Here is a 25,157-nt window from a genome sequence, read left to right on the forward strand (position 1 = left end):
CAGTTTCAAAACTGTTGTTTTAATTAAAATTTCAATTTGATATTATCCACTTAAATATCAATAATTCTAACGAGCCATTTTGCTCAATTAAAAAACAAATGCTTATGAAAATAGGATTAATCGGATTCGGAAAAACTGGAAAATCAGTAGCTTCAATATTATTAGAAAATAAAAAATTCTGCTTAGAATGGGTTTTAAGACAAAGTACCGTTTTAGAACACAGATCCGTTCCTGAATTTTTTGGAGTGCAGTCAGACGAACCCGGCTTAATCTATTCAAGTTCCAAAACTTCTATTGAAGAATTACTGGAAAAGCATCCTGTAGATGTGATTATTGATTTTTCTTCGCATCAGGGAATTTATACTTATGGTGAAGTTGCGGCAAAGAAAAATGTCAAAATTATTTCGGCAATCTCGCATTACAAAGACAAAGAATTGGAGTTTTTGAAAAAGCTGGCTAAAAAAACAACCGTATTTTGGTCTCCTAATATCACATTGGGGGTTAATTTTTTATTATTTGCCGCTAAATTTTTGAAGAAAATAGCGCCTTCAGTTGACATTGAAGTAAACGAAGAACATTTTAAAGCCAAAGAAGGAACTTCTGGTACAGCACTAAAAATAGCCGAAGCCCTGGATGTAGAAAGTGAAAATATTAATGTTGTAAGAGCAGGAGGAATTGTTGGAAAACATGAAGTTATTTTTGGATTTCCGTTTCAAACTGTGCGTTTAATTCACGAATCGATTTCCAGAGAAGCATTTGGTAACGGAGTAATTTTTGTTGCTGAAAATATAAAAGAGAAAGAAAACGGATTATATAATTTTGAAGATATTTTAACGCCGTATTTTGCGGTTTAAGAGTTGTCTTTAAACAAAAAAAGTCGCTAAGTTTTATAAAATACTTAGCGACTTTTTTTGCTATTTCCCTATAATTTCTTTTCGATGTAAAGTTCCCCAGTCTTTTAGAGCCATAATAACATTAGTAAGCGATTTACTATGTTCAGTTCTAGAATATTCTACTGTTGGTGGAAAAGTATCATACACTTTTCTAATAACCAGTTTGTTGACCTCAAGATCTTTTAATTCTTTAGACAGCATTTTATCTGTAATGCCATTGATGTCTTTAGAAATTTCCTTGAATCGCTTTGGACGATCAGAAAGTGCGATTAAAATGGGAAGTTTCCATCTTCCACTCAAAATTTCCAATGCATCTCTAACAGGTAGAAGTGCTGCCATGCATTCTGTTGGTTTACAATCTTTTTCTGCTATTTCGCTTAAAATATCTGTGCTTGTTTCCATGTTTTTTGCTTTACTATCTTCGAGGATAGCGCTATCCTCAAGGATAGTACTATAAAAGAGATAGTAAATGTAGATAAGTTTGTATCGTAAAACAAATAATGATACAATTATGAGCCAAAAAATTCTAAAAATAATAACAAGTACTAATGGAGAAAATTCATTTAGTAATCAATTATCTAATGCGGTTGTAGCAAAATTGACAGTAGGACAACCTGATACAGAAGTACAGACACTTGACCTAACCAAAACACCTTTGCCGTATTTAACAAGTACTCATATTAGTGCTGTTTATACTCCTGCAGAAGCACATTCAGAGGAACAAAAGACAGCGCTTCAATATTCAGACGAAGCAATTCAGACTTTATTGGATTCTGATGTTATTGTAATTGGAGTTCCTTTGTACAATTTCGGAATTCCGGCAGTTTTAAAAGGTTGGATTGATCAGGTGGCCAGAGCAGGAAAAACTTTTAGTTACGCTGACGGATCTCCAAAAGGATTGGTAGCGAACAAAAAAGTATATTTAGCGATTGCATCTGGAGCAATATTTTCTGAAGGTCCATACAAAAGTTATGATTTTTCAGAATCGTATTTACGCACCGTCCTAGGTTTTTTAGGAATGACAGATGTAACGACATTTAGAGTTGAAGGAACTGCAATTCCAGATTTCGCAGCAAATGCATTACCAAAAGCATTATCTTCAGTCGAAGAATTTGTTTTTTAATAAAAATTGAAACAAAAAATTCCAGTTGTGATGACTGGAATTTTTGAATGTTTTAGTTTTTATATCTTTCTTCAATATGCTTTTTTTCATCAAAACGATTGGCAGCAATATCTTCTAAAATTTGAAGAAACGAAATATTCATTTTTACAATCATATTATCAGTGTCGTAAGCTATTGAGTAGACATTTAAATCTTCATCGACAGCCAGAGAATTTCCATCTTCAAGACCGTAAAAGGTGAAGAAAAGCTTTCCGTCAATTTCTTCATCAAATAGCTCATTATAATCTAATCTTTCTTGGATAGCTTCATCTAGACTATCGTAAAAAAGATCTATTTTACGAGATGGAAAATCGAAATTAGAAACATCAATGCTGTTGTTTCTAACCTTAGAAAAGTCAAATTCTTTGAAATCATAATTGGAATGATTGATTTTTAATGCCCAAATCAAATTGTCCCAAATCAGGATTTCAACTTCTTCAAATCTTTGATTTACTTTTGAAAATATTCGAAGTCCAGAAATTTTACTGTTTTTGCCTCTAATTTTATATTTGAAATAGTTTTCTCCTGGATAATAGATTTCGGTGTATTTGAAATCAGGATGTAAATCGAATTTTTTTAACCCTTCAAAATTGTTGGCCTTAGCCTGAATTTTCAAATCTGCTAAATGATCAGGCAAAGCATTCATTATACCATGAAAAAGCTTTTTCTGTCCTTCAATAATTAAACGAGATTTGTACTTTGGAAATAGAGACGATAGTGTTTTTTGAATGACGTTCATTATTTTTCGATTATCATAGTTACACCTTGTCCTCCAGCAGCACAGATCGAGATAAATCCTTTACCAGAGCCTTTTTCGTTTAGTAATTTTGCCATGACACCGATTATTCTTCCTCCGGTTGCGGCAAATGGGTGAGCAGCGGCCAGACTGCTTCCTTTTACGTTTAGTTTATTTCGGTCAATTGCGCCAAGTGCTTTCTTTAAACCTATTTCGGCGCTTAATTCGGGACTTTCCCAGATTTTTAAAGAGGCTAAAGTTTGTGCAGCAAAAGCTTCGTGAATTTCATAATAATCAAAATCCTGAAAATTTAATCCAGCTTTTTCTAGCATTCTAGAAGCGGCAAACAGTGGTGCCAATAAAAGATTTTGTTGTTTTTTGACATATTCAATTGCTGCAATTTCTGCAAATGTAATATAAGCCAGAATCGGAAGTCCTTGTTCTTTTGCCCATTCTTCGCTGGCTAAAAGAATACAAGATGCCCCATCTGTTAAAGGAGTAGAATTTCCTGCTGTCAAAGTTCCGTTTACTTTATCAAAAGCAGGTTTTAGTTTAGCTAATTTTTCTATTGTGCTGTCTCTCCTTAGATTATTATCTTTTTCTAATCCGTTAAAAGGAGTTATCATATCATCAAAAAATCCTTCATCATAAGCTTTTGCCATATTCAAATGACTTTTTAAAGCAAATTGATCTTGTTCTTCTCTTGAAATTTTATAATATTTTGCAGTGATTTCAGTATGTCCTCCCATTGAAAGTCCCGTTTGTGATTCTTCGTTTTTAGGAACCAGCGGACTCAAATCTTTTGGACGAAGTTTAAGAAATGTTTTAATTTTTCCACCTAAAGATTTTGCATTTCTGGCTTCTAGTAAAATTTTTCTAAGTTTTTCACTAACAGCAATCGGCATATCACTGATCGAATCTACGCCACCAGCAATTCCCGAATCAATTTGACCAAGTGCAATTTTATTAGCAATATAAATTGCACTTTCAATTCCTGTATCGCAGGCTTGTTGTAAATCACATGCTGGAGTTGCAGGATCCAGACTGGTTTGCATTACACATTCACGAATTAAGTTATTGTCGTAAGTATGTTTTATTACCGCACCACCAGCGACTTCACCTAATAATTTTCCTTTTAAGTCGTATTTATCAATAAGACCATTTAAGGTAGCAATCATCATTTCTTTGTTTCCAACATTTGAATAAGCCGTATTGGCTCTCGCAAAAGGAATTCTGTTGTAACCAACAATGGCTACTTTTCTTATCGTATCAGATTTCATATTAGTATTTATTAGGTGAATTTGTTTTTGGATTTCGAATATAAAGATAAAAATAGATTTTGGTATGAAGCTTAATGTAGATTAATATTTAGGAGGAAATAACTTAAAAAGAGTATAGTTTGGCTTTGTTTTGTTACGGATGTGCTATAAAATGTTATATTTATTTAGAATGGATAAAAATAATTTGGATAAGTTAAGATTTGAATATACTTTTGGGCAACAATTTAAAATCAAACCAAAATGAAAATAATTTTTAATAAAGGAATCTGCTTTTTTGCTTTTCTTTTGTGTTCTATGACCATGATGGGACAGGAATTTGGAAAAGTAGCGGGAAAAATTTCTTTAAGTGGTAATACTGCGGCTGAAAATATTTCTGTTACGCTAAAAGGAACAAAATATTCTGATGTTACAACTGTTTCTGGATATTATGAAATTACAAGAGTAAAACCAGGTAACTATACTATTGTTGTTCGAGCAGTAGGTATTGCTCCAGTTGAAGCAAATATTGTGGTCACGGCAAAACAAACTACCACAAAAAACTTCTCACTTAACGAAAGTCAGGAAGATCTTCAAGAAGTTGTCATTACAAAAAATAAATACAAACAGGACAAACCTTCTATGTCACTACGTCTTCAAACTCCTGTTTTAGAGATTCCTCAAAACGTACAGATTGTGAGTGGTCAAACTTTAAAAGACCAGCAGATTACGAGTATGAGTGATGGAGTTATTCGTAATGTGAGTGGTGCTGTTCGTTTGGAGCACTGGGGAGATTTGTATACGAATATTACGATGAGAGGTTCTCAAATTCAAGCTTTTAGAAATGGTTTTAATGTAGTTTCTTCATTCTGGGGACCATTGACAGAAGATATGAGTTTTGTAGATCATATCGAATTTGTAAAAGGACCAGCAGGATTCATGCTTTCAAGTGGTGATCCAAGTGGACTTTACAATGTGGTGACTAAAAAACCAACGGGAGTTACAAAAGGCGAGGTGAGTGCTATAGTAGGAAGTAATGATTTCTACAGAGTAAGTGTTGATCTTGATGGTAAATTAGATAAAAAAGGAAAATTGTTATACAGATTTAATGGTGCAGCTCAAAAGAAAAGATCGCATCGTCCCTTTGAGCACAACGACCGTTATGTAATTGCGCCAGTGATTTCGTATCAAGTTGATGATAAAACGAAATTGACATTTGAATACAATTTTCAATATGCAAATATGACAGAAGTTGGTTCGTATTATATTTTTGGACCAAAGGCTGGTGGTTATGCAACTATGCCACGTGATTTTACCATGACGGCTCCAGGTTTACCAGATACAAATATTCAAGATCATAGTGGGTATTTACAATTCGAACATAAGTTTGATGATAACTGGAAATTGACAGCTCAGACTTCTTATTTCAAATATATTCAGCAAGGATATAGTTCTTGGCCAAGTTTAGTTGGGCCATCTGAAATAGATACCGATGGAGACAAGGTTCCGGATAAATTCCTTGCAAATGGTGATATCATTAGAAATGTAGGTATTTGGGATGCAGATAGCAATATGTTTTTAGGACAAATATTTGTGAACGGAAAATTCAATACAGGTGCTGTTTCTCACAAAGTTTTAGGAGGAATAGATTTAGGAAGCAAAGATTATATGGCAGATTGGGGACAATCTCATGATTTAGATACGCTTGATGATCCATTTAATATTTTTAACCCAAATTACGGAACGCCTTCAAATGGTTTCCCTCAATTTGATCACGATACGCCTCTAAGCCAAAGAGCGGTAGGTCTTTATGGTTCAAAATATGCTGCTGGATATATTCAGGATGAACTTGGTTTTTTTGAAAATAAATTGAGAGTAACACTTGCCGCAAGATATACATGGATTAAGCAGACTAACAGCTATGAAGAACCTCAGGAAGACAGTCATATAACACCACGTTTTGGAGCAAGTTATTCTGTTACAAATGATTTTGCCGTTTATGGATTATATGATCAAGCTTTTACACCACAATCTGGAGTTGTTAGCAATGGTGGTGAGTTAAAGCCTTTAACAGGTAATAACGTTGAATTTGGTCTTAAAAAAGATTGGTTTGATGGTTCTTGGAATACTACTTTATCTGTCTATAGTATTCTTAAGAAAAATGAATTAACTGCAGATCCTTCAAGTACTCCTGCTAATCCAACAAAAATTGTATTAGGTGAGAAAAGAGCTCGAGGGTTTGAATTTGATTTAAGAGGAAAAATATTTGATGGTCTAAATCTTATTGCAAATTATGCATTTACGGAGTCAGTGGTAACTAAAGTAGATCCCCGTGTTTCTGATGTTAATGATATTCATGTTGGTGATGTTGTTCCTGGATATTCAAAACATACTGCAAATGCTTGGTTAAACTATACTATTCAATCTGGTAAAATGAAAGGATTTGGAGCTTCTATAGGAGGAACTTTTCTTGACGGACGCCAAACGGATACATGGGGTGATGGTCTTGAAAAATTGCCTACTTACTTTAAATTAGATGGAGGTTTATCTTATGAAATCGGAAAAGTAAAAGTTACAGCAAACGTATTTAATATTCTAGATAAATACCTATACAGTGGTTCTTACTACGAGTGGTTACAAGCTTACTACTGGCAGTCTGAACCTGGAAGAAACTTTAGAGTTGGTGTTACCTACAAATTCTAAACTGATTTGTTTTCGTTGAAAAATTACAAATCTTTAAAAAAAGCATCTGACTTGGCAGATGCTTTTTTGTTTTTTTATTTTGGAGGTTCAAAGGAACAAGGGAACAAAGGTTCAAAGTAACAAAGGGGTAAAAAGGCTTTTAAGTTGCCTCCAGTTTTAACTGGAGGTACAAATTGAGATTGAAAAAAGGCTTTAGCCAAACTCGCAAAGTTTGGCTAAAGCCTTTTGACTTATTTTCTATTTTCTCGTCCAGCTAGAGCTAAAGGCTATTCAAATTGTTAAATAAAAAATCCTTTATAATCCTCTAATCTGTGGCAAAAAGAAAAACTATCCTTTTTTTATCAAAGGAATTAATTTTGTTCCAATTAATTCTATAGCGTTCATTAATTGTTTGTGCGTCAATCCAGCATTATCCATTTGGAATGTAAATCGATCAACACCTCCAAGGGCTTCACTGTGACGAAGAATTTTTTCTGCAGCTCGTTCTGGACTTCCAACAATTAAAACACCTAAGTCATCAATTAATCCGTCAAATTTTCCTTTGGTTACAGGAGGCCAACCTCTTTCATATCCTAATTTGGTCCATAATTCGGCATAACCAGGATAATAATCAGCGATTGCGTTTTCTGTTGTATTGCCAACGTATCCTGGCGAATGCAATCCGACTTTAAGTTCTTCTGGTTTGTAGCCTGCTGCTTTTCCTGCCTCACGATACAAATCTACTAAAGGTTTAAAACGATGTGTTTGTCCGCCAATAACCGCAACCATTAACGGAAGCCCAAGCGAACCTGCTCTTACAAAAGATTCAGGTGTACCGCCAACTCCAAGCCAAACAGGTAATTTTTCTTGTACCGCTCTCGGATAAACAGGAAGATTATTTAGTGCTGCACGAAATTTTCCTTGCCACGTCACAAACTCATTATCACGAATTTGTAGTAATAAATCGAGTTTTTCGCTGAAAAGCGCATCATAATCATTTAAGTTGTATCCAAAAAGGGGATAAGCTTCAATTGAAGAACCACGTCCCACAACAATTTCTGCTCTTCCTTTTGAAATTAAATCTAAGGTTGCAAAACTTTGATACACTCTTACAGGATCTGCAGCACTTAAAACTGAAACGGCACTTGCTAAACGTATATTTTTTGTTCTGGCTGCTGCCGCACTTAAAATAACAGCAGTAGCAGAATCTAAAAATTCTTTTTTATGATGTTCTCCAATTCCGAAAACATCAAGACCAACCTGATCTGCAAATTCAATTCGCTCCAAAAGCTGATCCATTGCATCAACACTGCTCAACGTATTGTTATCGCCGTACATTGCAGAAGCAAAACTGTCTATTCCTATTTCCATAAATTTTTTAAAATTTAAATGTCAATAATAATTTTAAATTCCAATTTTTTGAAATCCCAAATTCCAAAAATAGCGAAGCGATCTTTTAGAAATCTAAAATCTAAAATCTAAAATCTGAAATTCCTACTAATGTGAAAATCCAAACGAAATACTGATAATAATAATCAGAATTACAATCAAAGTAATTCCAACATACAGGTAATCTTTCTCTAGTAAAAAAGAAAACAACGATAGTAAGACGCGTAATACTGGCGTTAAGAAAAGCAAAATAATCCCTGTAAATATTAAGGATGCGCCATCTCCCTGAATGGCACCGTTATAAATTGCAGCAATTACTTCAAATATATTGCGGTCATTTTCTTTAAAAACAGAATAATCTTCAATCTGGCTTCCATTGTGAAGTAAATAAACAATTCCACCAATAAAAGCAACTGATAACGAAATCCAGACACCATAACGAAGTAAGTTTCCTATGATGGCTTGAAAATCTTTTTCTCCAAATTTTTCTTCTTGTACCATGTTAGATTTTTCCATTTAGTCCGTTATAAATCATGTTTACTGCCAAAACAAAAATCAGACAAGCAAAAAAGATTCTCAATTTCTTCGGATTTGTTTTTACTAAAATTTTGGCTCCAGCCATTGCTCCAAACAAAACACCAATAACAACCGGCATACAAATTCCAGGTTCGATATATCCTTTTTGAATATAGATTACAGAACTCGCCATTGCTGTAACTCCCATCATAAAATTACTGGTTGTGGTAGAAACCTTAAAAGGAACTCTCATAATATTGTCCATTGCAATTACTTTGAAAGCTCCAGAACCAATTCCGAGTAAACCGGACATCATTCCTGCAACTCCCATCATACTGAAACCGCCAATAACATTTTTAGTTCCGTATTTTATAATTTCGCCATTGTGTGCAGGATAAGTCCCGTCTAATTTTAGTTTTTTAGCCAATGGACTAGATTCTAAAACAATGTGTTCTTCTTTTTTTCGAAGCGAATTAATAGCAGAGAAAATCAGGGTTAAACCGAATAAAACGGCAATAAAAGAAGTAGGGGCAACAGTAGAAAGAAGTGCACCGCATACAGCACCAATTGTGGTTGCAATTTCGAGAAAAATTCCCATTCGCATATTGGTAATTCCTTCTTTTACATAAGCTGCAGCAGAACCCGAAGAAGTAGCAATTACAGAAACCAAAGCGGCTCCAATTGCATAATGAATATCGACACCAAGTAAAATCGTAAGAAGCGGAATGATGATAATTCCTCCGCCCAAGCCTGATAATGAACCGATAAAGCCTGCTAAAAAGGCGCCAAGAATCATTATTAGCGTAAAGGTAAGTATTGTCATTTAAGATATGTTTTTGTAACTGCTAATTTACGAATACAAATTTGGACAGGAACTTAAATATACCTTAAAAATTTTTTTGATGTTTAGTTTTTGGTCTCAGTCTCAGTCTCAGTCTCAGTTTTCAGTCTCAGTTTTCAGTCTCAGTTTTCAGTCTCAGTTTCAGTCTCAGTTTCAGTCTCGGTCGTGGGTTTTAGTTTCTGGATATGGATGGTTTGTCAAAATTTTAAATTTAAAAAACTTTTAAATTAAAGTAAAAGATTGCAACTGTCATAGAAAACTGCGACTGCGACTGAAAACTGAGACTGAGACTGAGACTAAAAACTGCGACTAAAAACTAAACCTTAAGTCTCAACTTAGTAGGAGGGTAGCCAAAGATTCTTTTGAAAGCGATACTGAAATTAGAAACATTCTGATATCCCGAAAGATGGCTTATTTCTTGGATTGAAAGTGATGTGTCTGATAAATAATGTTTGGCTTTATTCATTCTGATTTCCTGTAGATAACCAAAAACGGTGTCTCCAAAAACCGTTTTAAAACCTTCTTTCAGTTTGGTCTGATTAACGCCGACTTTACGTGCCAATTCTACAATTGTAAAAGGATTGTCAATGTTTTCACGAATTAACTGTGCAGCAAATTTTATTTTTTCAATATCATTTCCAGCAAGGTTTAAAGCTTCTTTTTCGGTGTCTAAATTATAATGACTTAAAGCAATAAGCTCATAAATTTTAGATTCCATATAAATTTTTCGAGTCAAACCTTTATAAAAGCAGTTTTTGATGTCTTGCATTACACCAAAAATTTTAGCACTGATTTTAATTTCATTTTTTGCCAAAGCCGCACTACTATTCTTTTGGATACTATTGAGAAAATTATCCATTATTTTAGATTCTCCTTCATATTTCGTCAGTACATTTAAAGGGAGATGAATATCAAAAGTATTATAAACGATATCTTTTTTGAAGTCAATTTTGGCGTGGTTGTCTTCTGCAGAAAGAAAGGTAATGTTGCCTGACATTGGCGAAGCAAAATCTTTGGAAGAACCCGGATTTACATATCCAATTCTTTGATCTGAAAGATTAAAATGCATTTCAAGTAAAGAAGAATCTCCATGACCAGAAATCGCAACATCGTCATGTAATTGATAATTGCCTTGAAGAATAGACAACTCTTCTGTTATTGTATGTTCGTGAAATAAAATATCTCCTCTTGGCGTAACAAATTTGATGTCTTTTTCACCTTCGAGTTCAATCTTAGTATGTTCCGTTTTTGGTTTTCTGTCAGTTTCTAGAAAATCAACAAAATCATTTGAGTCAATTTTAAATGCCATTCCTTATACTTCTATTTTCATAATTAAAACTTCCACTTTCATAAATGCATCCGTGAGTTATCAAATACTTTTGCACGTGCAAATATAATTTATAATAAGTTTAAATAAAAACAGCTTGACACTCAAATTAAATTTCATGTTTTTATTCCTGATTGGTTTTTTCTCTGCAAACGCCTGTCCGGTTTTTATTCATGTTGAAGATAACCTCGGAAATCCTTTATCCAAAATCACTGTTTTAGTAGATAATAAAGCAATGGGAACTACTAATAATTCTGGTGCTTTAGAACTTTCGCTTTCAGCGGGAACCTATCAGATCGAAATGGTTAAAAGTAATGGAATAAAACTTAAAAAGACTATTTCTGTAGATTGTGATAAAGATAACCATTTCAAATTTACATTAAATGCTGAAGATGACGATTTGGCGAAATTAAGCGAAGTCGTAGTACAAAGTAAAAGTATAAAAAAGCAGATTGAAGAATCACCATTTTCTGTTCAAGTAGTTGACTTTAAAAAACAATATGATAAAGCCGGAGATGTTGGTGATTACTTAAATAGAGCTTCAGGCGTAAAATTAAGAACCGACGGAAACATAGGTTCACAAGTTCAGATTAATCTGGGCGGACTTCAGGGAAAAGCAGTACGTATTTTTAAAGATGGAATTCCGATTGAACTCTTCGGTCATGGTTTTAGTCTAGGAACGATTCCGGTAAACATGTTGGACAGAGTTGAAATTTACAAAGGTGTAATGCCAGTTTATTTGGCTTCAGATGCTTTGGGAGGTGGTGTAAATCTCGTGAGCAGAACTTCAAACAAAAATTTTGCCGAGGTGTCTTATGAAGTTGCTTCTTTCAATACACATAGAGCTACGGCCAATCTTTATCTTCAGAATAAAAATAATTTCTATGGAGGTTTTAATGGCTCTTTCAATTATTCTGATAACAATTACAAAGTAAATGTTCCGATTCAAAATGAAACGAATGAGGAATTTAGAAATGTGAGACGTTTTCATGATATGACAAGATCCAACTATGGAGAAGCTTTTGTTGGATTAAAGGAAAAATCATGGGCAGATGATTTTCGTTTGACTTTAATTTATTCTGATTTCTACAAACAAATTCAAAACGATGCCGGAATGCGCTACGTCTACGGACAGGCATTTTCTAAAGAACAGAACTATACAGGAATGATCAATTACCGTAAAAAGTTTTTTGATGATAAATTGAAAGTAGCGTTTTTAACCAATTATAGTCATTTCAATACCAAATTTATTGATACCACAACAGTTCGTTACAATTGGTTAGGCGATATTATAGCTGAAAATCGACAAGCTGGTGAAATTAGATCGGGGAATAATCAAAGGATGAAGTACAATTTTGTTTCCTCAAGATTGAATATGGAATATGAATTGTCTGATCGTAACTTTTTAGAATTTAGTGAATTGTATTATTCGCAAAGAAGAAAAGGAAGTGATCCGCTTGGAGCGATTTCGATTATTGATGGCGTTGATGTACTTACAGTTCCTGCTACATATAGAAAAGATAATATGGCTTTTGCGTGGCGTTCTTTGTGGATGGATAAGAAGTTAGAAAGTATCGTTGCGGCAAAATATTACCATTATAATACAGAAGGATATACAACAGATAATTACGGTTTTGCATGGAAAGCCTCAAAAGATGACAGTCAGTTTGGTTATTTAGGAGGTTTAAAATGGGTAAAAGACAGTTATTTAGTAAAACTTTCTTATGAATATGCAACACGTCTTCCAGATGAATTTGAAATTTTTGGAGATGCGAGATTAGTAAAAGAAAACCTAGATCTTGATCCAGAGAAAAGCCACAATTTAAACTTAAACGGACAATATACGATTGGAAAAGAAAACAACAGTTTGACGTTTTCTGCAAATTTATTCTACAGAAAAGTAAAAGACATTATTTTCCTGCAACTCGATATTCCGTTTAATAGATACATCAATTATGAGAATTCTAATATAAAGGGATTTGAATTTGAAACCAATTATGTTCCTTCAAAATGGTTAAATACTGGATTCAATATAACGTATCAAGACATTCGAAGAGAAGAGAAAGAAGCACAATTTAAATATTTGGACGATTCTAGAGTTCCTAATATTCCGTTTCTGTTTGGAAACTTTTGGTTGAATACCTACTTCGGAAATATTTTTAAGAAAGGCGACAATCTAAACTTTACATGGAATGCCAATTACACGCACCGATTTTTCTTGGTGTCTATTCCAAAAAATCAAGAACCGCCATTGTTTGGAGATGTAAAAGATTTTCAAACTTCATTGATTATTCCACAAGATGGCAGATTAGGTCAGTTTTCTAATGATGTTGGTGTTTATTATCATTTTGCTGGGAATAAAACAACTGTTTCAGCAGAGTGCAGAAATGTTGGAGATGTACGCTTGTATGACAATTTTAATGTTCAAAGACCTGGAAGATCCTTTCACTTAAAACTAGTTTATAATTTTTTTTAAATAAAACCAATAAATCAGATTAACTATGAAAAGAAGCAACTCACTTCGTTCAGTACTGGCAGGAATCGCTGCTGGTATGCTTTTATTTTCTTGCAGCAGCAATGATGATAACAATAATACCGATAACGGGAATAATGACGATACTTTACCAAAAAACGAAACTTGGATTATCTACAATGGATCTGCTAACTGGAGCGGTGGTATTTATGCATTAAAAGATAACAAATCAAGAGAAATCAATCTTTCAGGATTACCGTTTCTGCAGGTAACATCTTCTTTAGGAGGAAGTGTGTTAGATAAAACACTTTTTAAAGTAAATGATGTATCCAATGCAAAACAAGGAATCAATAAAATGGGACTTGACGCTACAGGAAAAGTGGTAGATCAAGGATTTTTGCCATCTCAATCTAATGCTTACGAAACCAATTATTTAGTAGCTGGTCCAACAGAAGGATACTACTGGGATAAAGTAAGAGGCGGATTAAAACTTCAGAAATTCAATCCAACTACAATGGAAAGAACAGGAGAAATTGATTTTTCTTCACTTTCTGAAGGACAACCTTTAGAATCAATCGGGCAGTTGATTATTGCTAAAAGAGAAAACAAATTATACTTAGATTTACTTTTAGGAAATAAAGCGGCAGGAAACTGGCAGGTAACTCCAGTGGTTAAAGAAGTTGCAATTGCAGTTTATGATTTAACAACAAACAAAATCGAAAATGTAACTAAAATGGGAGGTACAACTAATTTAGGTGTATTTATCGATCACGTTTTATGGAGTTTAGATGCTGTAACGGGAGATTTATATTTTGCTTCAGTAGGAGATATGAAAACACAGCCATCTGACTATTCTTCAAAAATTCTTAGAATCAAAAAAGGAGAAGTTAATTTTGACACGACTTTTGTATTGGATATGAAAACATATCAGTTCCCTGCAGAATTCAACAGACTTTTTGCTCACAACGGAAAAATCTATACAACTATTCCATCAAGAGCGGTTTCTTACTACAATGGAGGACAACACGGTGTTAAATACAGAGATGACGTTTGGTACTGGAACGAAATCGACGCAGTTACTAAAAAAGCAACTCGTTTAAACATGCCACCAGATAATTTCTACACAACACAAAATCCGTTTTTTCACAATGGAGAAATCTATTTCTTATCAAACAGTACATCAGATGGTTTCTCTGGAGTTAATCAGTACAATCCAGCAACTGGAGTTGTAAAAGAAACTTTCCGTTTAAAAGAAAGTGGAAGAATTCAAGGATTCAACATTATCAAAGACTAATTTAAAACTGTCTTTAGATATTTAGCTCATACTATTTTTTTAACAGAAGCGATTTTTTAAAAATTGCTTCTGTTTTTTTATATCCTGTTATCAACAGCAAAAGACGATTTACCAATGTTTGCCAAAAGCAATGCTGCTGCTGCGCTTGTCCAAACCGAATAATCAAAAGGAGCTTTTACCGAAACCGAAACAGCCATTGCAAAACCGAAGAAAAACAGTAAAAAAGCAGTTCCTAAAGCAGCAATTCTAGTTTTAAAACCGAAAAGCAACAACAGACTTAATAAAACTTCCAAAACAGTAGCAATTGCGCCCAATACTTCTGCAGTAGCTTTATTCGCATATGGATTTAAAGTCTGAGTGTAAATTACAAAGTTTTCCCAGTTTCCCCAGGCGACAGCATTAGATCCGGGAGCTCCCCAAATTCCAAATCGGTCTGCTACGGCCGAAAGCATCGTAAGGGCTAAAACTATTCTTAAAATTAAACCTGCTTCCAGTATGGTTATGTTTTTCATTCTAATGGGTAATTTTATTTCAATAATTAAACGAAATTCTCAAAAGCAAAATCGTCTGGTTTATGGGTAATAACGACAGAATCATCGCCAAATTGTTTGAAATAGTCGTTAAAATGCATAAAAAGTAATTTAAACCTCTAAAAACAAAGCAAAACGTTTTTTAAAAATGCATTTTATAATTGAGGACCGATTTGAAGATGTTCCAGTTTTTTTCCGACCAAAGTTTTGTCGCCAGCTACTTTAAATCCCAGTTTTAAATACAGATTTTTCGCCAACGGATTATCTTCTTCAACCAATAAACCTAAAGTTTGTTTGTTTTGATGAACATATTCCTCAATTAAAAACAAAAGTATTTTGGAACCGATTCCTTTTCCTTGATAATTTGGATTTACACCTAAAGAATCAATGTAAAATTCTCCCGAACGAGTTTCCAGTTCTGGATCAAATTCAGGATTATGGTTTTGTCTCACATATTCCACAATCGGAGTACGCAATGCAATTAAATCGGCGCCATTGTAAATGTTTACGGCGCCAATGATTTCGTTCTTTTCTTCAGCCACAAAACAATTTTCATATGAATATTGATTGTTTTCTCTTTCAATAAAATACTGCAGAAAGTCTTTTGCAGCAGCGTAATCTTTTTTCGCAATGAATTTATAAATGATCTCTTCCATCGCTAACAACAAAATAGGAGCAATATATTTTGAATCTGATATTTTGGCTTTTCTGATATTCATTTCGAAGTGTTTTTTAGCAAATTTAGTTTTTCTAACACATAGAAACATAGTTTTCTTTTGCGCGTAAAGGCGTTTCACTTATTTTGAACAAACATAGCTTTGAACTAATTTTTATTAGAACTCTTTTATAAGTTCAAAAATTCTATGTTTCTATGTGTTAAAAAATTTCACGCAGATTCAAAAGCACATCTTTAATAAAAATCTGCAAAATCTGCGAGAAACAAAAAAAGCCGAAGATGTACAAATATACACTCAATATATACCAATCAGAAGATTTTAACTCGGCTTATATTTGTAATATATTTTAATTAAAACATTAAAAAAGAAATGAAAGCAATAGGATTTAAAACATCATTACCCATAGAAAACCCAGAAAGTTTTATTGAATTCGAAGCAATAAAACCAATTCCAGGTCCGAAAGATTTATTAGTTAAAATAGATGCGATTTCAGTAAATCCAGTCGATTTTAAAATTCGTCAGAGCGCTGCAAAAGACACGGTATTAGAAAATCCAAAAATTATTGGCTGGGATGCCGTCGGAATTGTACAGGCAGTTGGGCAAGAAGTGACGCTGTTTGAAGTAGGAGATCCTGTTTATTATGCAGGAGATATTACCAAACAAGGAAGCAATGCCGAATATCAAATCATAGACGAACGAATTGTAGGCAGAAAACCTAAAACATTAAGTGTTGAAGAAGCTGCCGTAATTCCGTTAACAGCATTAACAGCTTGGGAAATTCTTTTTGACCGAATTCGAATAAGTCCAGAAAAAGACAAAGGAAAATCAATTTTGATTATTGGAGGTGCCGGCGGAGTAGGTTCGATTGCAATTCAGTTAGCTAAGAAAATAGCAGGATTAACCGTTATTGCAACAGCGTCGCGTTCTGAAACTATTGAATGGTGTAAACAGCAAGGAGCCGATTTTGTGGTAGATCATAAAGATTTGATTGGTTCAGTAAAAGCAGCAGGTTTTGAAAACGTAGATTTTATTCTCGATTTTGTAGATACCAATGCGTATTGGGACACAATGGTTGAATTAATAAAACCGCAAGGACATATTGCTTCTATTACAGGTAGCAATGAACCAGTTCTTTTAAATAAATTGAAAAGCAAAAGCGTTTCTTTTTCATGGGAACTAATGTACACCCGTTCTATGTATGAGACAGAAGATATGGTAGAACAACATAATATTCTCAATATTGTAGCCGATTTATTAGATGATGGAATTCTAAAAACAACTTTAAACACCACCTTAAACGGACTTACAGCCGAAAATCTTAAAAAAGCACACGAACTTTTAGAATCTGGAAGGACAATCGGAAAAATTGCTGTTAAGTTTTAAATATGAATCGATTCTGTGATAAGCTGTAAATTCTATTTAGAACAATTTTAAATAATATAGTTTTAGAATGATAAAATTTATGTATTTTAGTCGCCTTACAAGCCAAATTTGTATTTAAATTTAACCTAAAACAAAATTATTTATGATTTCAAAAAACACAGACCTTGGATTATTGTTATTGCGTATCAGCACTGGAGGGCTAATGCTTTTTCACGGAGTTTCTAAACTGATTCACGGAATTTCATTTCTTGTAGAAAACATGGGTGCATTTGGATATGCGGTATACCTTGGCGAAGTTTTGGCGCCGATTTTAATTCTAATTGGATTCAGAACCAGACTTGCTGCAGTTCTTTTGGCTGTTACTTGCATAGTGGCAGTTGCAACAGCTCACGCTCAGGAAATCTTTACCATTAGTGACCACGGAGGTTATGCTTTAGAATTATTAGGGCTTTACTTTTTCGGTGCTCTTGCCTTGTTCTTCACAGGAGCAGGAAAATATGCAGTTTCTAAAAACAATAAATGGGACTAATTCATTCTCCATTAAATTAAATACAAAAGCTCTAAGTTTCGATTTAGAGCTTTTTTTATGTTTCAAGTTTCAGGTTTCAAGTTTTATTCAAAGTGAAAAATCTTTGAGAACTCAAAAGTAAAATGCCGAAAAACTTTGCTTTTCTCTGCGTAAATCCTCTGCGAACTTTGCGTTTTAAAAAAAAACACACTCATCCGACAAAAACATATTTTCACGGAGTAAATTCCGTGTTCTACCGAATCCACTTGAAAAACTAAAGCGACGCCAATACTTTTGATCAAAATTAAAACCTTAAAAATCAAAATTATGTCACTATTAACGCCTCTTTTTTGGATCGTATTAATCTCGCCGCTTATTTTTATGGCGCATTTCAAGTCAGAAAAATCAAATTTGAAATATTTAGGATTTTTCATTTTGTATTTTCTAGCCGATGTGTATTTGCAGGTTTCAGGAAAACAATTGATAAATCTGGATTTTCTGGATTTGAAATTCAATTGGGCGGGAAAGATGCTGAGTTTAATATTAGGCTTAGTGATCATTTTTTCGGTTTCGAAAGAAGAAAGAATCAAAATCGGATTTACAACTCAGACCAATTCAAAAACACAATTCAAATTTGGATTGCTGCTTTTCTTAGGATTTACCTTTTTTGATATTATTTTTAAACTGATTTTGTTTCCAAAAGGCAGTGCATTTCATTTAGAAACTTTCCTTTTTCAGGCCACAATGCCAGGATTAACAGAAGAAATTGTTTTTAGAGGAATCTCATTATGGCTTTTAAATAAAGCTTTTGCACCAACATGGAAATACCGTGAAATAGAATTTGGCTGGTCATTTGTAATTGTGACTGTTTTGTTTGGAGTTTCTCACGGAGCTGTTTTGGATCAAGATTTACATTTAAAATTTGACATCATGACAATGGTTTACCTAACCCTGATTTCTTCATTTAGTGTTGGAGTTTTAAGAATCTTTTCCGGAAATCTAATCTATTCTGTTTTGGGACATAACACGATTAATTTGATTAATGCCGTGATTAGAATTTTATAAAACCAAATTAAAGTTATATTTGAAACTGCTTTACAATTCAGATTACATGCCAAATACCACATCAACCTCCGGATATTTTTCAGATAAAATTGCTTCGCTAAATTTTGATCTTTTTTTTACCAAAAGAAATCGAATTTTATTACACATTTTGATGTGGTCCGGATTTTCAGTTTTACTTTTTTTGAGTTATGTAATCGGGTACAAATTGATTTATTTCGAAGCTGTTTTGCTCACGCTAAGAATGACTTTTGTAAATATGGTTGTGTTTTACATGCTGTTTTATTTGTTGCTTCCAAAACTATTTTTAGGCAATAAGGTTCGAATTTTAATTCTGTTGTTGTTGGTTTTTCCGATTTCGATTTTTGTCTGGATGGCTGTAACTTATTTTGTTTCCTTGTTTTACTACGCTTTAGGATTAGAAGTAACTTTCGGAGAATTGAAAGGAGTAATCAAAATGAGCGCAGATCAGACGTTTTTAGAGGCCGTTTCTCCAAAAAGAATGCTTTCGCAGACCATCATAATCATTTCATTACTTTCGCCATTTTGTTTTGCTAAAATTTTGGTCGAAATCACGAAGTTGTACCACAAGAAATTTCAAATTGAAAAAGAGAAAACAGCGTTGGAGATTCAGAATATTCAAATCGAAAAAGACTTTTTGAAAGCACAGTTAAATCCGCATTTTCTATTTAATACTCTGAACAACTTGTACGGATTGACGGTTAGAAAAGACAATCTTGCACCAGAAGTAATCCTAAGTCTTTCGGATATTATGAGTTACACTTTGTACGAATCTAATACCGAAATTGTTCGTTTGGAGAAGGAATTGGATTTTATCAAAAATTATATCGCTTTAGAAAAGATGCGATATGCAGATGATGTCAATATTCAAATTGAAATAGAAGGGGAAAACAAAACCGCAGGACTTTTCATCGCGCCCTTGCTTACGTTTACTTTTATTGAAAATGCTTTCAAGTACGGTTTGAAAAGTAAAAACGCGTTTATCAAACTGAATATTAAAATCGAAAACAGCACGTTTTTGTTTGATTTAAGAAATGATTCTGATGGAAACGTATCAAATAATGGTTTTGGAGGGATTGGGCTGGAAAACGCACAAAAACGACTAGAATTGATATATCCGAATCAGTATGAATTAAATGTTCATGCATCTGATGCTTCATTTGCAGTTGAATTAAAAATAGTTTTAAGAAAATAATGGAAAAATTAAAATGCATTGTTATTGATGACGAGCCAATTGCTAGAGATATCATAGAATCTTTCATTGCCGAAATCCCATTTTTGGAATTGGAAGCTTCATTTGAAGAACCCGCAAAAGCTTTGATGTATTTGCAGGAGAATACAATCGATATTGTTTTTAGTGATATTGAGATGCCTAGATTTAGCGGTTTAGAGCTTGCGCAATCCTTAACAAATCCACCTGTGATTATATTCATCACTGCTCATCGCAATTTTGCTTTAGACGGATTCGAAACCGGCGCGGCAGATTATCTTTTAAAGCCTGTTCGTTTTGATCGTTTTTTAAAAGCAGTAAATCGGGCACAGGAATTTCTTTCATTGAAGAAAACAACTTCTGTTCATCAAATCAATTCGGATCGCATTTTTATAAAAGCAGAAGGGAAGCTGATAAAAATTCTGCTGCATGAAATTCTCTATGTCGAAGCGCAAGGTGATTATTTGAAGTTTGTGATTAATGGAAATTCATATACCACTTTGGGAACTTTAAAATCGATGGAAGAAGTTTTAAAACTTCCGATGTTTTTTCGAGTTCAACGATCTTTTATTTTGAATTTGGAAGCGGTTAGAAGTCTTAACGGAAACATTGTAGAATTAATTGACGGAAAAACCATTTCGACGGCCTTAAACAAGAAAGATGAGTTGTATCATTTACTTGGAATTAAATAGAAAAATATCTTGATTTTGTTGAAATCTATTTTTTAATGTTTTACTTTATGTGTTTTGTTTTAATTTATTAAAAATCAATTTTTTGAATTAAAAATTTTATTTTTTTAAATGAAAGGTAATGCCTAGGTTTATTTCCTTTTTTTTGAATTAGTTTAAAGTCTTTCATTTAGCATAAAACAGTTAAAATTTGCTCCGATTTTCATGAAAATAGGGAAGAAAAAGGAGAATAGCTTCTTTTTGAAGTTTTTTTACCGTTCAAAACAGTCTTAAAAATCAATTTTTAAAAGTCAATAATTGAAGCAGAATTTACTGTTGAAATTCTTTGTTTAAAATGAAGTTTTTTTGTTTTAAATATGTTGTTTTTTGTGAAATACGCACTATAGTTTTTATCTATTGTGGTTTTTTAACTGTTTGTTTATTAGTGTTTAATTTGTATTTGTTTAAATTAAAAGTTTAATGTTTAAAATTGAGAACTATTTTTCTTTTGTGATTTGTTTTTAAGGCTTTTTGTTCTGTTTTTGAGATATAATTTCAAAAAAAAAAGAAGGTTTTTTCTACGAAAAAGTATTGATGATTTTAGCTTAAAAAAACAGAAAAAAATGAGTTAGAGTCTTCTTTCTTTTTTAAGTCATTTCATTGTAATTTAATAGCATTTAACAGAGATATAATTTAAAAGATTGTCTATCTCATTCGAGATTCGTAAATTGTTGAAAATTATAAATCATGACTCAGAAAATAGAAGATTTAATTCCGCACAGAGCTCCCTTTTTATTTGTTGATGAAATTATCTCTTATACCGCAGAAACTATTATTGGATTGAAAACTTTTACACAAAAAGATGCTTGGTTGCAAGGAAGTTTTCCAGATTTTAATTACGTTCCAGGAACTATTTTAATCGAAGCAATGGCGCAATGTGGTGGCGCTGGTGTAAAATTATTGGGTCTTGCTGATGGGGTTTTTGGTTTGGTGAGTCTGGATAATATTGAATTTTTTGCCGGTGTTGAGTTTGAAAAACTAGTAAAATTCGTAGTAAAAAATATCCGCATAAGCGAAAAAATTATCAAACAATCAGGAGAAGCTTTTGCTGGAGATAAACTTATTGTAAAGGGAGAATGGTTGTGTGTTAAGCTTCAATAATTAGAAAATAGTTTAAAAAGCCTCTCCGATTCTAAAGTAAATTCCCCAGTCTCCTTTACCTACAGCGGCATCCAATCCGACATTAAATTTTGATTTTTTAAACGGATTGTAACGGTATCCGACTCCTGCTCCTGGATATAGTTTCCAGTCAAAATTTGGGGTGTCAGAACCGTAAATAGTAGCAAGGCCAGCAAAACCGACCAGTCCCATTTTTCCGAAATTATAACGATATTCTCCCTGAATATCCATTAAACCTGAACCTCGATATTTTCCTTCGGAGTATCCCCGAATATCAATGCCTCCAATAGTGCTTTGTTGTTCAAATGCCACATTCCCAAGCCCGAATTTTCCATAAACACGGGCGGCAATAACATCTTTTCCGTTTCTGTTTGGGATATAAGTATTGGCTTGAAAAGAGATTCGGTTAGAAGCCAGATCATTGTCCAGAAAATCAGGATAACTGGACCAATCTAGTTTTATTTTGTATCCTTTTGTTGGGTAATATACTGCGTCTCTTGTGTCGTATAGCAGGTTTACAACGAGTGCATTGCTATGAGAAACCGAAGCAGGATTGATATTTTCTTCATATGTTGTATTGTAATGAGCAAAGGTATAAGACAAGCCACCATAGAATTTGCCAAAGATTTTACGTTGTGCACCAAGACTAAGAACAGTAGTTTTAGTTCCGTAATCATAAAAATCAGGCTGGTCAATATCGTCTACATAAAATTGTGAATTTTGATTCCCTGTAAAAAAGAAAAGTTTTAACCGCCATTTATCTTGATCCAAATACCATTTATTGAAGAATGCCAAGGCGTACGACTTGTTTGTGGTGTAAATGGCCGATAATCCTGATAATGATTTAGGTGAAATACTGTCATTTTGATTGACTTTGTACATCGTCATCGGAATGGCGCCAAACATAAATTCTAGATTTCTATTGTAACTTAAATAAGGCATTATTCGTAATTCTACTTTTTTGTCTTTAGTTTTTTTGGAAATGGAATCGCTGGTCTTTTGTCCAAAAGAAGGAGAGATAGAAACTGTAAAAAAGAGTAGGAGTAGAAAGTGCTTCATTTTTATATTTGTTTAAAGTGAAACTGTTATTTCGGCCTGTAAATATTGAAATTAGCTGCTTTTCGATACTTGTAAATTTAAGAATAATAATGTTAAGTTGTTGTTTTTAAAATGATTATGATTGTTGTTTGTTTTTGAAAATAGAAACCAATTTTTGCAAAGCATCTTTTGAATGGAGTTGTTTACTGTTTTCTAAAGTATCTTTTGTTGCTTTGGAAGCTCTTTCTAACATGCGTTTTTCAAAAATAGAAATAGCTGTTTTGATGTCATGATAGCTTTCGGTTGTTAGGTACTGGGAAAGTTCCAAAGCGTCCAACATGGCTAGATTGGCGCCTTTACCTGCAAAAGGTGGCATTCTGTGTGCTGCATCGCCAATCATAGTTATGTTTTTCTGTGTCTCCCAGGTTTGATCTAGAGGAAAATAATATTGTGGACGAGGTATGAAATACAATTCTTTGGCTTTAAAGAGTTCTTGCCATTCTGTGCTCCAGTTTTTGTAATTGCTTTTAAACCATTCATAAACAGCTGTATTGTCTTTAAGATCTAAATGATCTTTTGAGATTGCATGTTCAGGGATTTTGCTGCTTAAAAGAAACATAAGAGAGTTGTCGCCTTTTGTGCCATACATTAGAGTTTGTTCGTTGCCAAAGCTCAGTACTTTTCCGCCTTTTGAAAATTTGAAGAGTTTTGGAGCATTTTCCTCGGCATTGTAAATGGTTCCTTCAATTATGGTAATTCCAGAGTAAATCGGTTTTTCTGTGCTTATATAAGTGCGAACTTTAGAATTTGCGCCATCTGCAGCAATTACAAGATCGGCATAAGCTTGAGTACCGTTCGCGAAATGTAACTTCCAGCCTTGGTTTTCTTTTTCCATAAAAAGAAATTGACTGTTCCAGACCGTTGTTTCGGGTAAAAGTGAATTCAGTAAAATACTTCTCAATATAGAACGATCAATTTCTGGACGTGGTTTCGAGATGTCTTGAAGTGAATCTTTATTCGAATTTGAGGTGTTTTTTAATTCATTCTCAGAATAAATATGTTCGTCAAAATGCAGTTGAAAATCTTTGTCTAGAATACTCGCTTTGCTAGCATTTGGACGGATGTTGGTGTAAAATTCTTCTGATAAACCAGCTTGTTTGATAGCTTTTAAGCCAGAATCTTCATGTAAATCAAGAGGCGAGCCCTGAACACGGACTTCAGAATTAAGGTCTCTTTCGTAAATTTTTACATTGACATTTTGTAATTGTAAAAGTCTGGCTAAAGTCAAGCCGCCTATTCCGCCGCCAATAATAGCGACTTGTTTGTTGTGCAAAAGCATAGTTTTTGTTTTTAAATCTATGCTGCAAAATTATTTTGAAGAAAGAGCCGATAATAGTATAAATCGGTCATTTTTGTTTTGAAACAACTCTTTTGGAAGTGAACCCGAAATTTTCTTGACTTCTTTGATGAAATGGGTTTGATCTGAAAAATTTTCTTCTGGAAACAGTTTTCCTTTTGCAATATGTTCTAGTGAAGCGCGGAAACGAAGAATGGAACTGTATTCTTTTAATGAAATTCCGAAATAGTGCTGAAAGTAACGGTTTATTTGTCGGCTGCTCCAGCCTGACTTCTCAGAAAAAGCTTTTACGGTTAATGCTCCGTTTGTTTTATAAATAAGACTAAAAAGCTTTTGTTTTCTTAAATCGGTTTCTTTGAGTAATAAAGCCTGTATTTTTAATGATGCCTTTTTGCAAAACAATTCAAAATCTTCTAAATCGGATTTGTTGAAATTCCAGAAATCATTTTCGAGAGTTTTGCCTGAATTTATAAGAGATGCAACACTTTCGTGAAAAACATATTCAACGGCCGGAAGTTTAAAACTGATGACGAATGTTAGGCTATTAGCGGGAATTATTCCTTTTTCATATTGTTTGGTTCCTAAGCCCAGTAGTCTAATTTCAAAAGGTTTTTCATTGGTTTGAATCAAGGATAAATCTATTCTTCCGTCTGGTAAACCAATGGTTTCCAAGGTTTTGTTCGATTTATTTTTCATGCACCAGAAACTATCCACAAAATCAGAGAGACTTGGATTTGGCTGAATGGAACGATATTCTAAGTTTTCTTGCATTTAAATAAAAGGCTTTTGAAATCTTTTTCGACGAATTTAGGACGAAATTTTAAAATTTACGGATTATTTCATGAAAACCAGAATGCTTTCTAATAGCTTAAAAAAGCGTCTTTAATTTCTGAAATTTAAGAAGTAAAAACTTAACATTGGGTAATTTGCTGTTTTTTAGTTTGTTACGAGTGGT

Annotated in this window: 23 protein-coding genes; 11 read left to right on the forward strand and 12 right to left on the reverse strand. The window is 33.4% G+C overall.

Annotated elements, in window-relative coordinates:
- Window positions 1–104: 104 nt before the first annotated feature.
- Entirely contained in the window at window positions 105–854 is a 750-nt protein-coding gene (locus VGE71_RS10375) for a 4-hydroxy-tetrahydrodipicolinate reductase (RefSeq protein ID WP_331138269.1), read from the forward strand.
- A gap of 60 nt (window positions 855–914) precedes the next feature.
- Here the strand turns inward: VGE71_RS10375 and VGE71_RS10380 are convergent, their stop codons facing one another.
- Window positions 915–1,295 carry a helix-turn-helix domain-containing protein gene (locus VGE71_RS10380; RefSeq protein ID WP_331138270.1) on the reverse strand — a complete coding sequence of 127 codons (381 nt, stop codon included), beginning with the start codon at window positions 1,293–1,295 and terminating at the stop codon, window positions 915–917.
- A 109-nt stretch (window positions 1,296–1,404) separates the two neighbouring features.
- Here VGE71_RS10380 and VGE71_RS10385 point away from each other — a divergent pair, with 109 nt between their 5' ends.
- A complete protein-coding gene (locus VGE71_RS10385) occupies window positions 1,405–2,016 on the forward strand; it encodes an FMN-dependent NADH-azoreductase (RefSeq protein WP_331138271.1) in 612 nt (203 codons plus the stop codon).
- A 52-nt stretch (window positions 2,017–2,068) separates the two neighbouring features.
- Here the strand turns inward: VGE71_RS10385 and VGE71_RS10390 are convergent, their stop codons facing one another.
- Entirely contained in the window at window positions 2,069–2,794 is a 726-nt protein-coding gene (locus tag VGE71_RS10390) for a hypothetical protein (RefSeq protein WP_331138272.1), read from the reverse strand.
- Window positions 2,794–4,071: an acetyl-CoA C-acetyltransferase gene (locus tag VGE71_RS10395; RefSeq protein WP_331138273.1), complete on the reverse strand. Its 1,278-nt coding sequence runs from the start codon at window positions 4,069–4,071 to the stop codon at window positions 2,794–2,796. The genes VGE71_RS10390 and VGE71_RS10395 overlap by 1 nt, the downstream gene beginning before the upstream one ends.
- Window positions 4,072–4,311: 240 nt before the next feature.
- On the opposite strand from VGE71_RS10395, the gene VGE71_RS10400 reads away from it, so the two are divergent.
- Window positions 4,312–6,750, forward strand: a complete 2,439-nt coding sequence (locus VGE71_RS10400; RefSeq protein ID WP_331138274.1) for a TonB-dependent receptor — start codon at window positions 4,312–4,314, stop codon at window positions 6,748–6,750.
- Window positions 6,751–7,077: 327 nt separating this feature from the next.
- Here VGE71_RS10400 and VGE71_RS10405 read toward each other — a convergent pair whose 3' ends face one another.
- From VGE71_RS10405 to VGE71_RS10420, 4 genes are all read right to left on the reverse strand, one after another.
- Complete coding sequence (locus tag VGE71_RS10405; protein WP_331138275.1) at window positions 7,078–8,100, reverse strand: LLM class flavin-dependent oxidoreductase; 1,023 nt, start codon at window positions 8,098–8,100, stop codon at window positions 7,078–7,080.
- Between the two features lie 126 nt (window positions 8,101–8,226).
- Window positions 8,227–8,634, reverse strand: coding sequence for a DUF1634 domain-containing protein (locus VGE71_RS10410; protein ID WP_331138276.1), 408 nt, complete (start codon window positions 8,632–8,634; stop codon window positions 8,227–8,229).
- A complete protein-coding gene (locus VGE71_RS10415; RefSeq protein ID WP_144213649.1) occupies window positions 8,621–9,457 on the reverse strand; it encodes a sulfite exporter TauE/SafE family protein in 837 nt (278 codons plus the stop codon). The genes VGE71_RS10410 and VGE71_RS10415 overlap by 14 nt, the downstream gene beginning before the upstream one ends.
- A gap of 334 nt (window positions 9,458–9,791) precedes the next feature.
- Window positions 9,792–10,784 (reverse strand): AraC family transcriptional regulator, encoded by a 993-nt coding sequence (locus VGE71_RS10420; RefSeq protein WP_331138277.1) that lies wholly within the window; start codon window positions 10,782–10,784, stop codon window positions 9,792–9,794.
- Window positions 10,785–10,899: 115 nt separating this feature from the next.
- On the opposite strand from VGE71_RS10420, the gene VGE71_RS10425 reads away from it, so the two are divergent.
- Complete coding sequence (locus VGE71_RS10425) at window positions 10,900–13,278, forward strand: TonB-dependent receptor plug domain-containing protein (protein WP_331138278.1); 2,379 nt, start codon at window positions 10,900–10,902, stop codon at window positions 13,276–13,278.
- A gap of 25 nt (window positions 13,279–13,303) precedes the next feature.
- Entirely contained in the window at window positions 13,304–14,569 is a 1,266-nt protein-coding gene (locus VGE71_RS10430) for a hypothetical protein (protein WP_331138279.1), read from the forward strand.
- Window positions 14,570–14,646: 77 nt separating this feature from the next.
- Here the strand turns inward: VGE71_RS10430 and VGE71_RS10435 are convergent, their stop codons facing one another.
- The gene (locus tag VGE71_RS10435) at window positions 14,647–15,081 is read right to left on the reverse strand and encodes a DoxX family membrane protein (protein WP_331138280.1); all 435 of its coding nucleotides are present in this window, start codon (window positions 15,079–15,081) and stop codon (window positions 14,647–14,649) included.
- 173 nt (window positions 15,082–15,254) lie between these two features.
- Window positions 15,255–15,818, reverse strand: coding sequence for a GNAT family N-acetyltransferase (locus tag VGE71_RS10440; RefSeq protein WP_331138281.1), 564 nt, complete (start codon window positions 15,816–15,818; stop codon window positions 15,255–15,257).
- Window positions 15,819–16,145: 327 nt separating this feature from the next.
- Between VGE71_RS10440 and VGE71_RS10445 the strand changes: the two genes are divergently transcribed.
- From VGE71_RS10445 to VGE71_RS10470, 6 genes are all read left to right on the forward strand, one after another.
- On the forward strand, window positions 16,146–17,159 hold the full coding sequence (locus VGE71_RS10445) for a zinc-binding alcohol dehydrogenase family protein (protein ID WP_331138282.1): 1,014 nt from the start codon (window positions 16,146–16,148) through the stop codon (window positions 17,157–17,159).
- Between the two features lie 142 nt (window positions 17,160–17,301).
- Entirely contained in the window at window positions 17,302–17,688 is a 387-nt protein-coding gene (locus tag VGE71_RS10450) for a DoxX family protein (protein ID WP_144213635.1), read from the forward strand.
- Window positions 17,689–17,994: 306 nt separating this feature from the next.
- A complete protein-coding gene (locus VGE71_RS10455; protein ID WP_331138283.1) occupies window positions 17,995–18,732 on the forward strand; it encodes a CPBP family intramembrane glutamic endopeptidase in 738 nt (245 codons plus the stop codon).
- A 241-nt stretch (window positions 18,733–18,973) separates the two neighbouring features.
- Complete coding sequence (locus VGE71_RS10460) at window positions 18,974–19,945, forward strand: sensor histidine kinase (RefSeq protein WP_331138284.1); 972 nt, start codon at window positions 18,974–18,976, stop codon at window positions 19,943–19,945.
- Window positions 19,945–20,652 (forward strand): LytTR family DNA-binding domain-containing protein, encoded by a 708-nt coding sequence (locus VGE71_RS10465; RefSeq protein ID WP_331138285.1) that lies wholly within the window; start codon window positions 19,945–19,947, stop codon window positions 20,650–20,652. Before VGE71_RS10460 ends, VGE71_RS10465 begins: the two co-directional genes overlap by 1 nt.
- Window positions 20,653–21,375: 723 nt before the next feature.
- Complete coding sequence (locus tag VGE71_RS10470; RefSeq protein ID WP_331138286.1) at window positions 21,376–21,789, forward strand: 3-hydroxyacyl-ACP dehydratase FabZ family protein; 414 nt, start codon at window positions 21,376–21,378, stop codon at window positions 21,787–21,789.
- A 12-nt stretch (window positions 21,790–21,801) separates the two neighbouring features.
- Here the strand turns inward: VGE71_RS10470 and VGE71_RS10475 are convergent, their stop codons facing one another.
- The 3 genes from VGE71_RS10475 to VGE71_RS10485 form a co-directional block, all read right to left on the reverse strand.
- On the reverse strand, window positions 21,802–22,866 hold the full coding sequence (locus VGE71_RS10475) for a BamA/TamA family outer membrane protein (protein WP_331138287.1): 1,065 nt from the start codon (window positions 22,864–22,866) through the stop codon (window positions 21,802–21,804).
- Window positions 22,867–22,981: 115 nt separating this feature from the next.
- Window positions 22,982–24,184 (reverse strand): NAD(P)/FAD-dependent oxidoreductase, encoded by a 1,203-nt coding sequence (locus tag VGE71_RS10480; RefSeq protein WP_331138288.1) that lies wholly within the window; start codon window positions 24,182–24,184, stop codon window positions 22,982–22,984.
- Window positions 24,185–24,214: 30 nt separating this feature from the next.
- Window positions 24,215–24,973 carry an AraC family transcriptional regulator gene (locus VGE71_RS10485; RefSeq protein ID WP_331138289.1) on the reverse strand — a complete coding sequence of 253 codons (759 nt, stop codon included), beginning with the start codon at window positions 24,971–24,973 and terminating at the stop codon, window positions 24,215–24,217.
- Between the last annotated feature and the right edge of the window lie 184 nt (window positions 24,974–25,157).

It is taken from the genome of Flavobacterium sp. (assembly GCF_036405015.1).
Lineage (GTDB): Bacteria > Bacteroidota > Bacteroidia > Flavobacteriales > Flavobacteriaceae > Flavobacterium.

Bases quoted from the DNA above. Each gene is read 5' to 3' on its own strand.
- VGE71_RS10440 (WP_331138281.1), bottom strand. From the start codon at position 15,818: ATGAATATCAGAAAAGCCAAAATATCAGATTCAAAATATATTGCTCCT.
- VGE71_RS10390 (WP_331138272.1), bottom strand. From the start codon at position 2,794: ATGAACGTCATTCAAAAAACACTATCGTCTCTATTTCCAAAGTACAAA.
- VGE71_RS10460 (WP_331138284.1), top strand. From the start codon at position 18,974: ATGACTTTTGTAAATATGGTTGTGTTTTACATGCTGTTTTATTTGTTG.
- VGE71_RS10410 (WP_331138276.1), bottom strand. From the start codon at position 8,634: ATGGAAAAATCTAACATGGTACAAGAAGAAAAATTTGGAGAAAAAGAT.
- VGE71_RS10465 (WP_331138285.1), top strand. From the start codon at position 19,945: ATGGAAAAATTAAAATGCATTGTTATTGATGACGAGCCAATTGCTAGA.
- VGE71_RS10485 (WP_331138289.1), bottom strand. From the start codon at position 24,973: ATGCAAGAAAACTTAGAATATCGTTCCATTCAGCCAAATCCAAGTCTC.
- VGE71_RS10455 (WP_331138283.1), top strand. From the start codon at position 17,995: ATGTCACTATTAACGCCTCTTTTTTGGATCGTATTAATCTCGCCGCTT.
- VGE71_RS10450 (WP_144213635.1), top strand. From the start codon at position 17,302: ATGATTTCAAAAAACACAGACCTTGGATTATTGTTATTGCGTATCAGC.
- VGE71_RS10475 (WP_331138287.1), bottom strand. From the start codon at position 22,866: ATGAAGCACTTTCTACTCCTACTCTTTTTTACAGTTTCTATCTCTCCT.
- VGE71_RS10375 (WP_331138269.1), top strand. From the start codon at position 105: ATGAAAATAGGATTAATCGGATTCGGAAAAACTGGAAAATCAGTAGCT.
- VGE71_RS10405 (WP_331138275.1), bottom strand. From the start codon at position 8,100: ATGGAAATAGGAATAGACAGTTTTGCTTCTGCAATGTACGGCGATAAC.
- VGE71_RS10420 (WP_331138277.1), bottom strand. From the start codon at position 10,784: ATGGCATTTAAAATTGACTCAAATGATTTTGTTGATTTTCTAGAAACT.
- VGE71_RS10430 (WP_331138279.1), top strand. From the start codon at position 13,304: ATGAAAAGAAGCAACTCACTTCGTTCAGTACTGGCAGGAATCGCTGCT.
- VGE71_RS10470 (WP_331138286.1), top strand. From the start codon at position 21,376: ATGACTCAGAAAATAGAAGATTTAATTCCGCACAGAGCTCCCTTTTTA.
- VGE71_RS10395 (WP_331138273.1), bottom strand. From the start codon at position 4,071: ATGAAATCTGATACGATAAGAAAAGTAGCCATTGTTGGTTACAACAGA.
- VGE71_RS10445 (WP_331138282.1), top strand. From the start codon at position 16,146: ATGAAAGCAATAGGATTTAAAACATCATTACCCATAGAAAACCCAGAA.
- VGE71_RS10415 (WP_144213649.1), bottom strand. From the start codon at position 9,457: ATGACAATACTTACCTTTACGCTAATAATGATTCTTGGCGCCTTTTTA.
- VGE71_RS10380 (WP_331138270.1), bottom strand. From the start codon at position 1,295: ATGGAAACAAGCACAGATATTTTAAGCGAAATAGCAGAAAAAGATTGT.
- VGE71_RS10400 (WP_331138274.1), top strand. From the start codon at position 4,312: ATGAAAATAATTTTTAATAAAGGAATCTGCTTTTTTGCTTTTCTTTTG.
- VGE71_RS10385 (WP_331138271.1), top strand. From the start codon at position 1,405: ATGAGCCAAAAAATTCTAAAAATAATAACAAGTACTAATGGAGAAAAT.
- VGE71_RS10480 (WP_331138288.1), bottom strand. From the start codon at position 24,184: ATGCTTTTGCACAACAAACAAGTCGCTATTATTGGCGGCGGAATAGGC.
- VGE71_RS10435 (WP_331138280.1), bottom strand. From the start codon at position 15,081: ATGAAAAACATAACCATACTGGAAGCAGGTTTAATTTTAAGAATAGTT.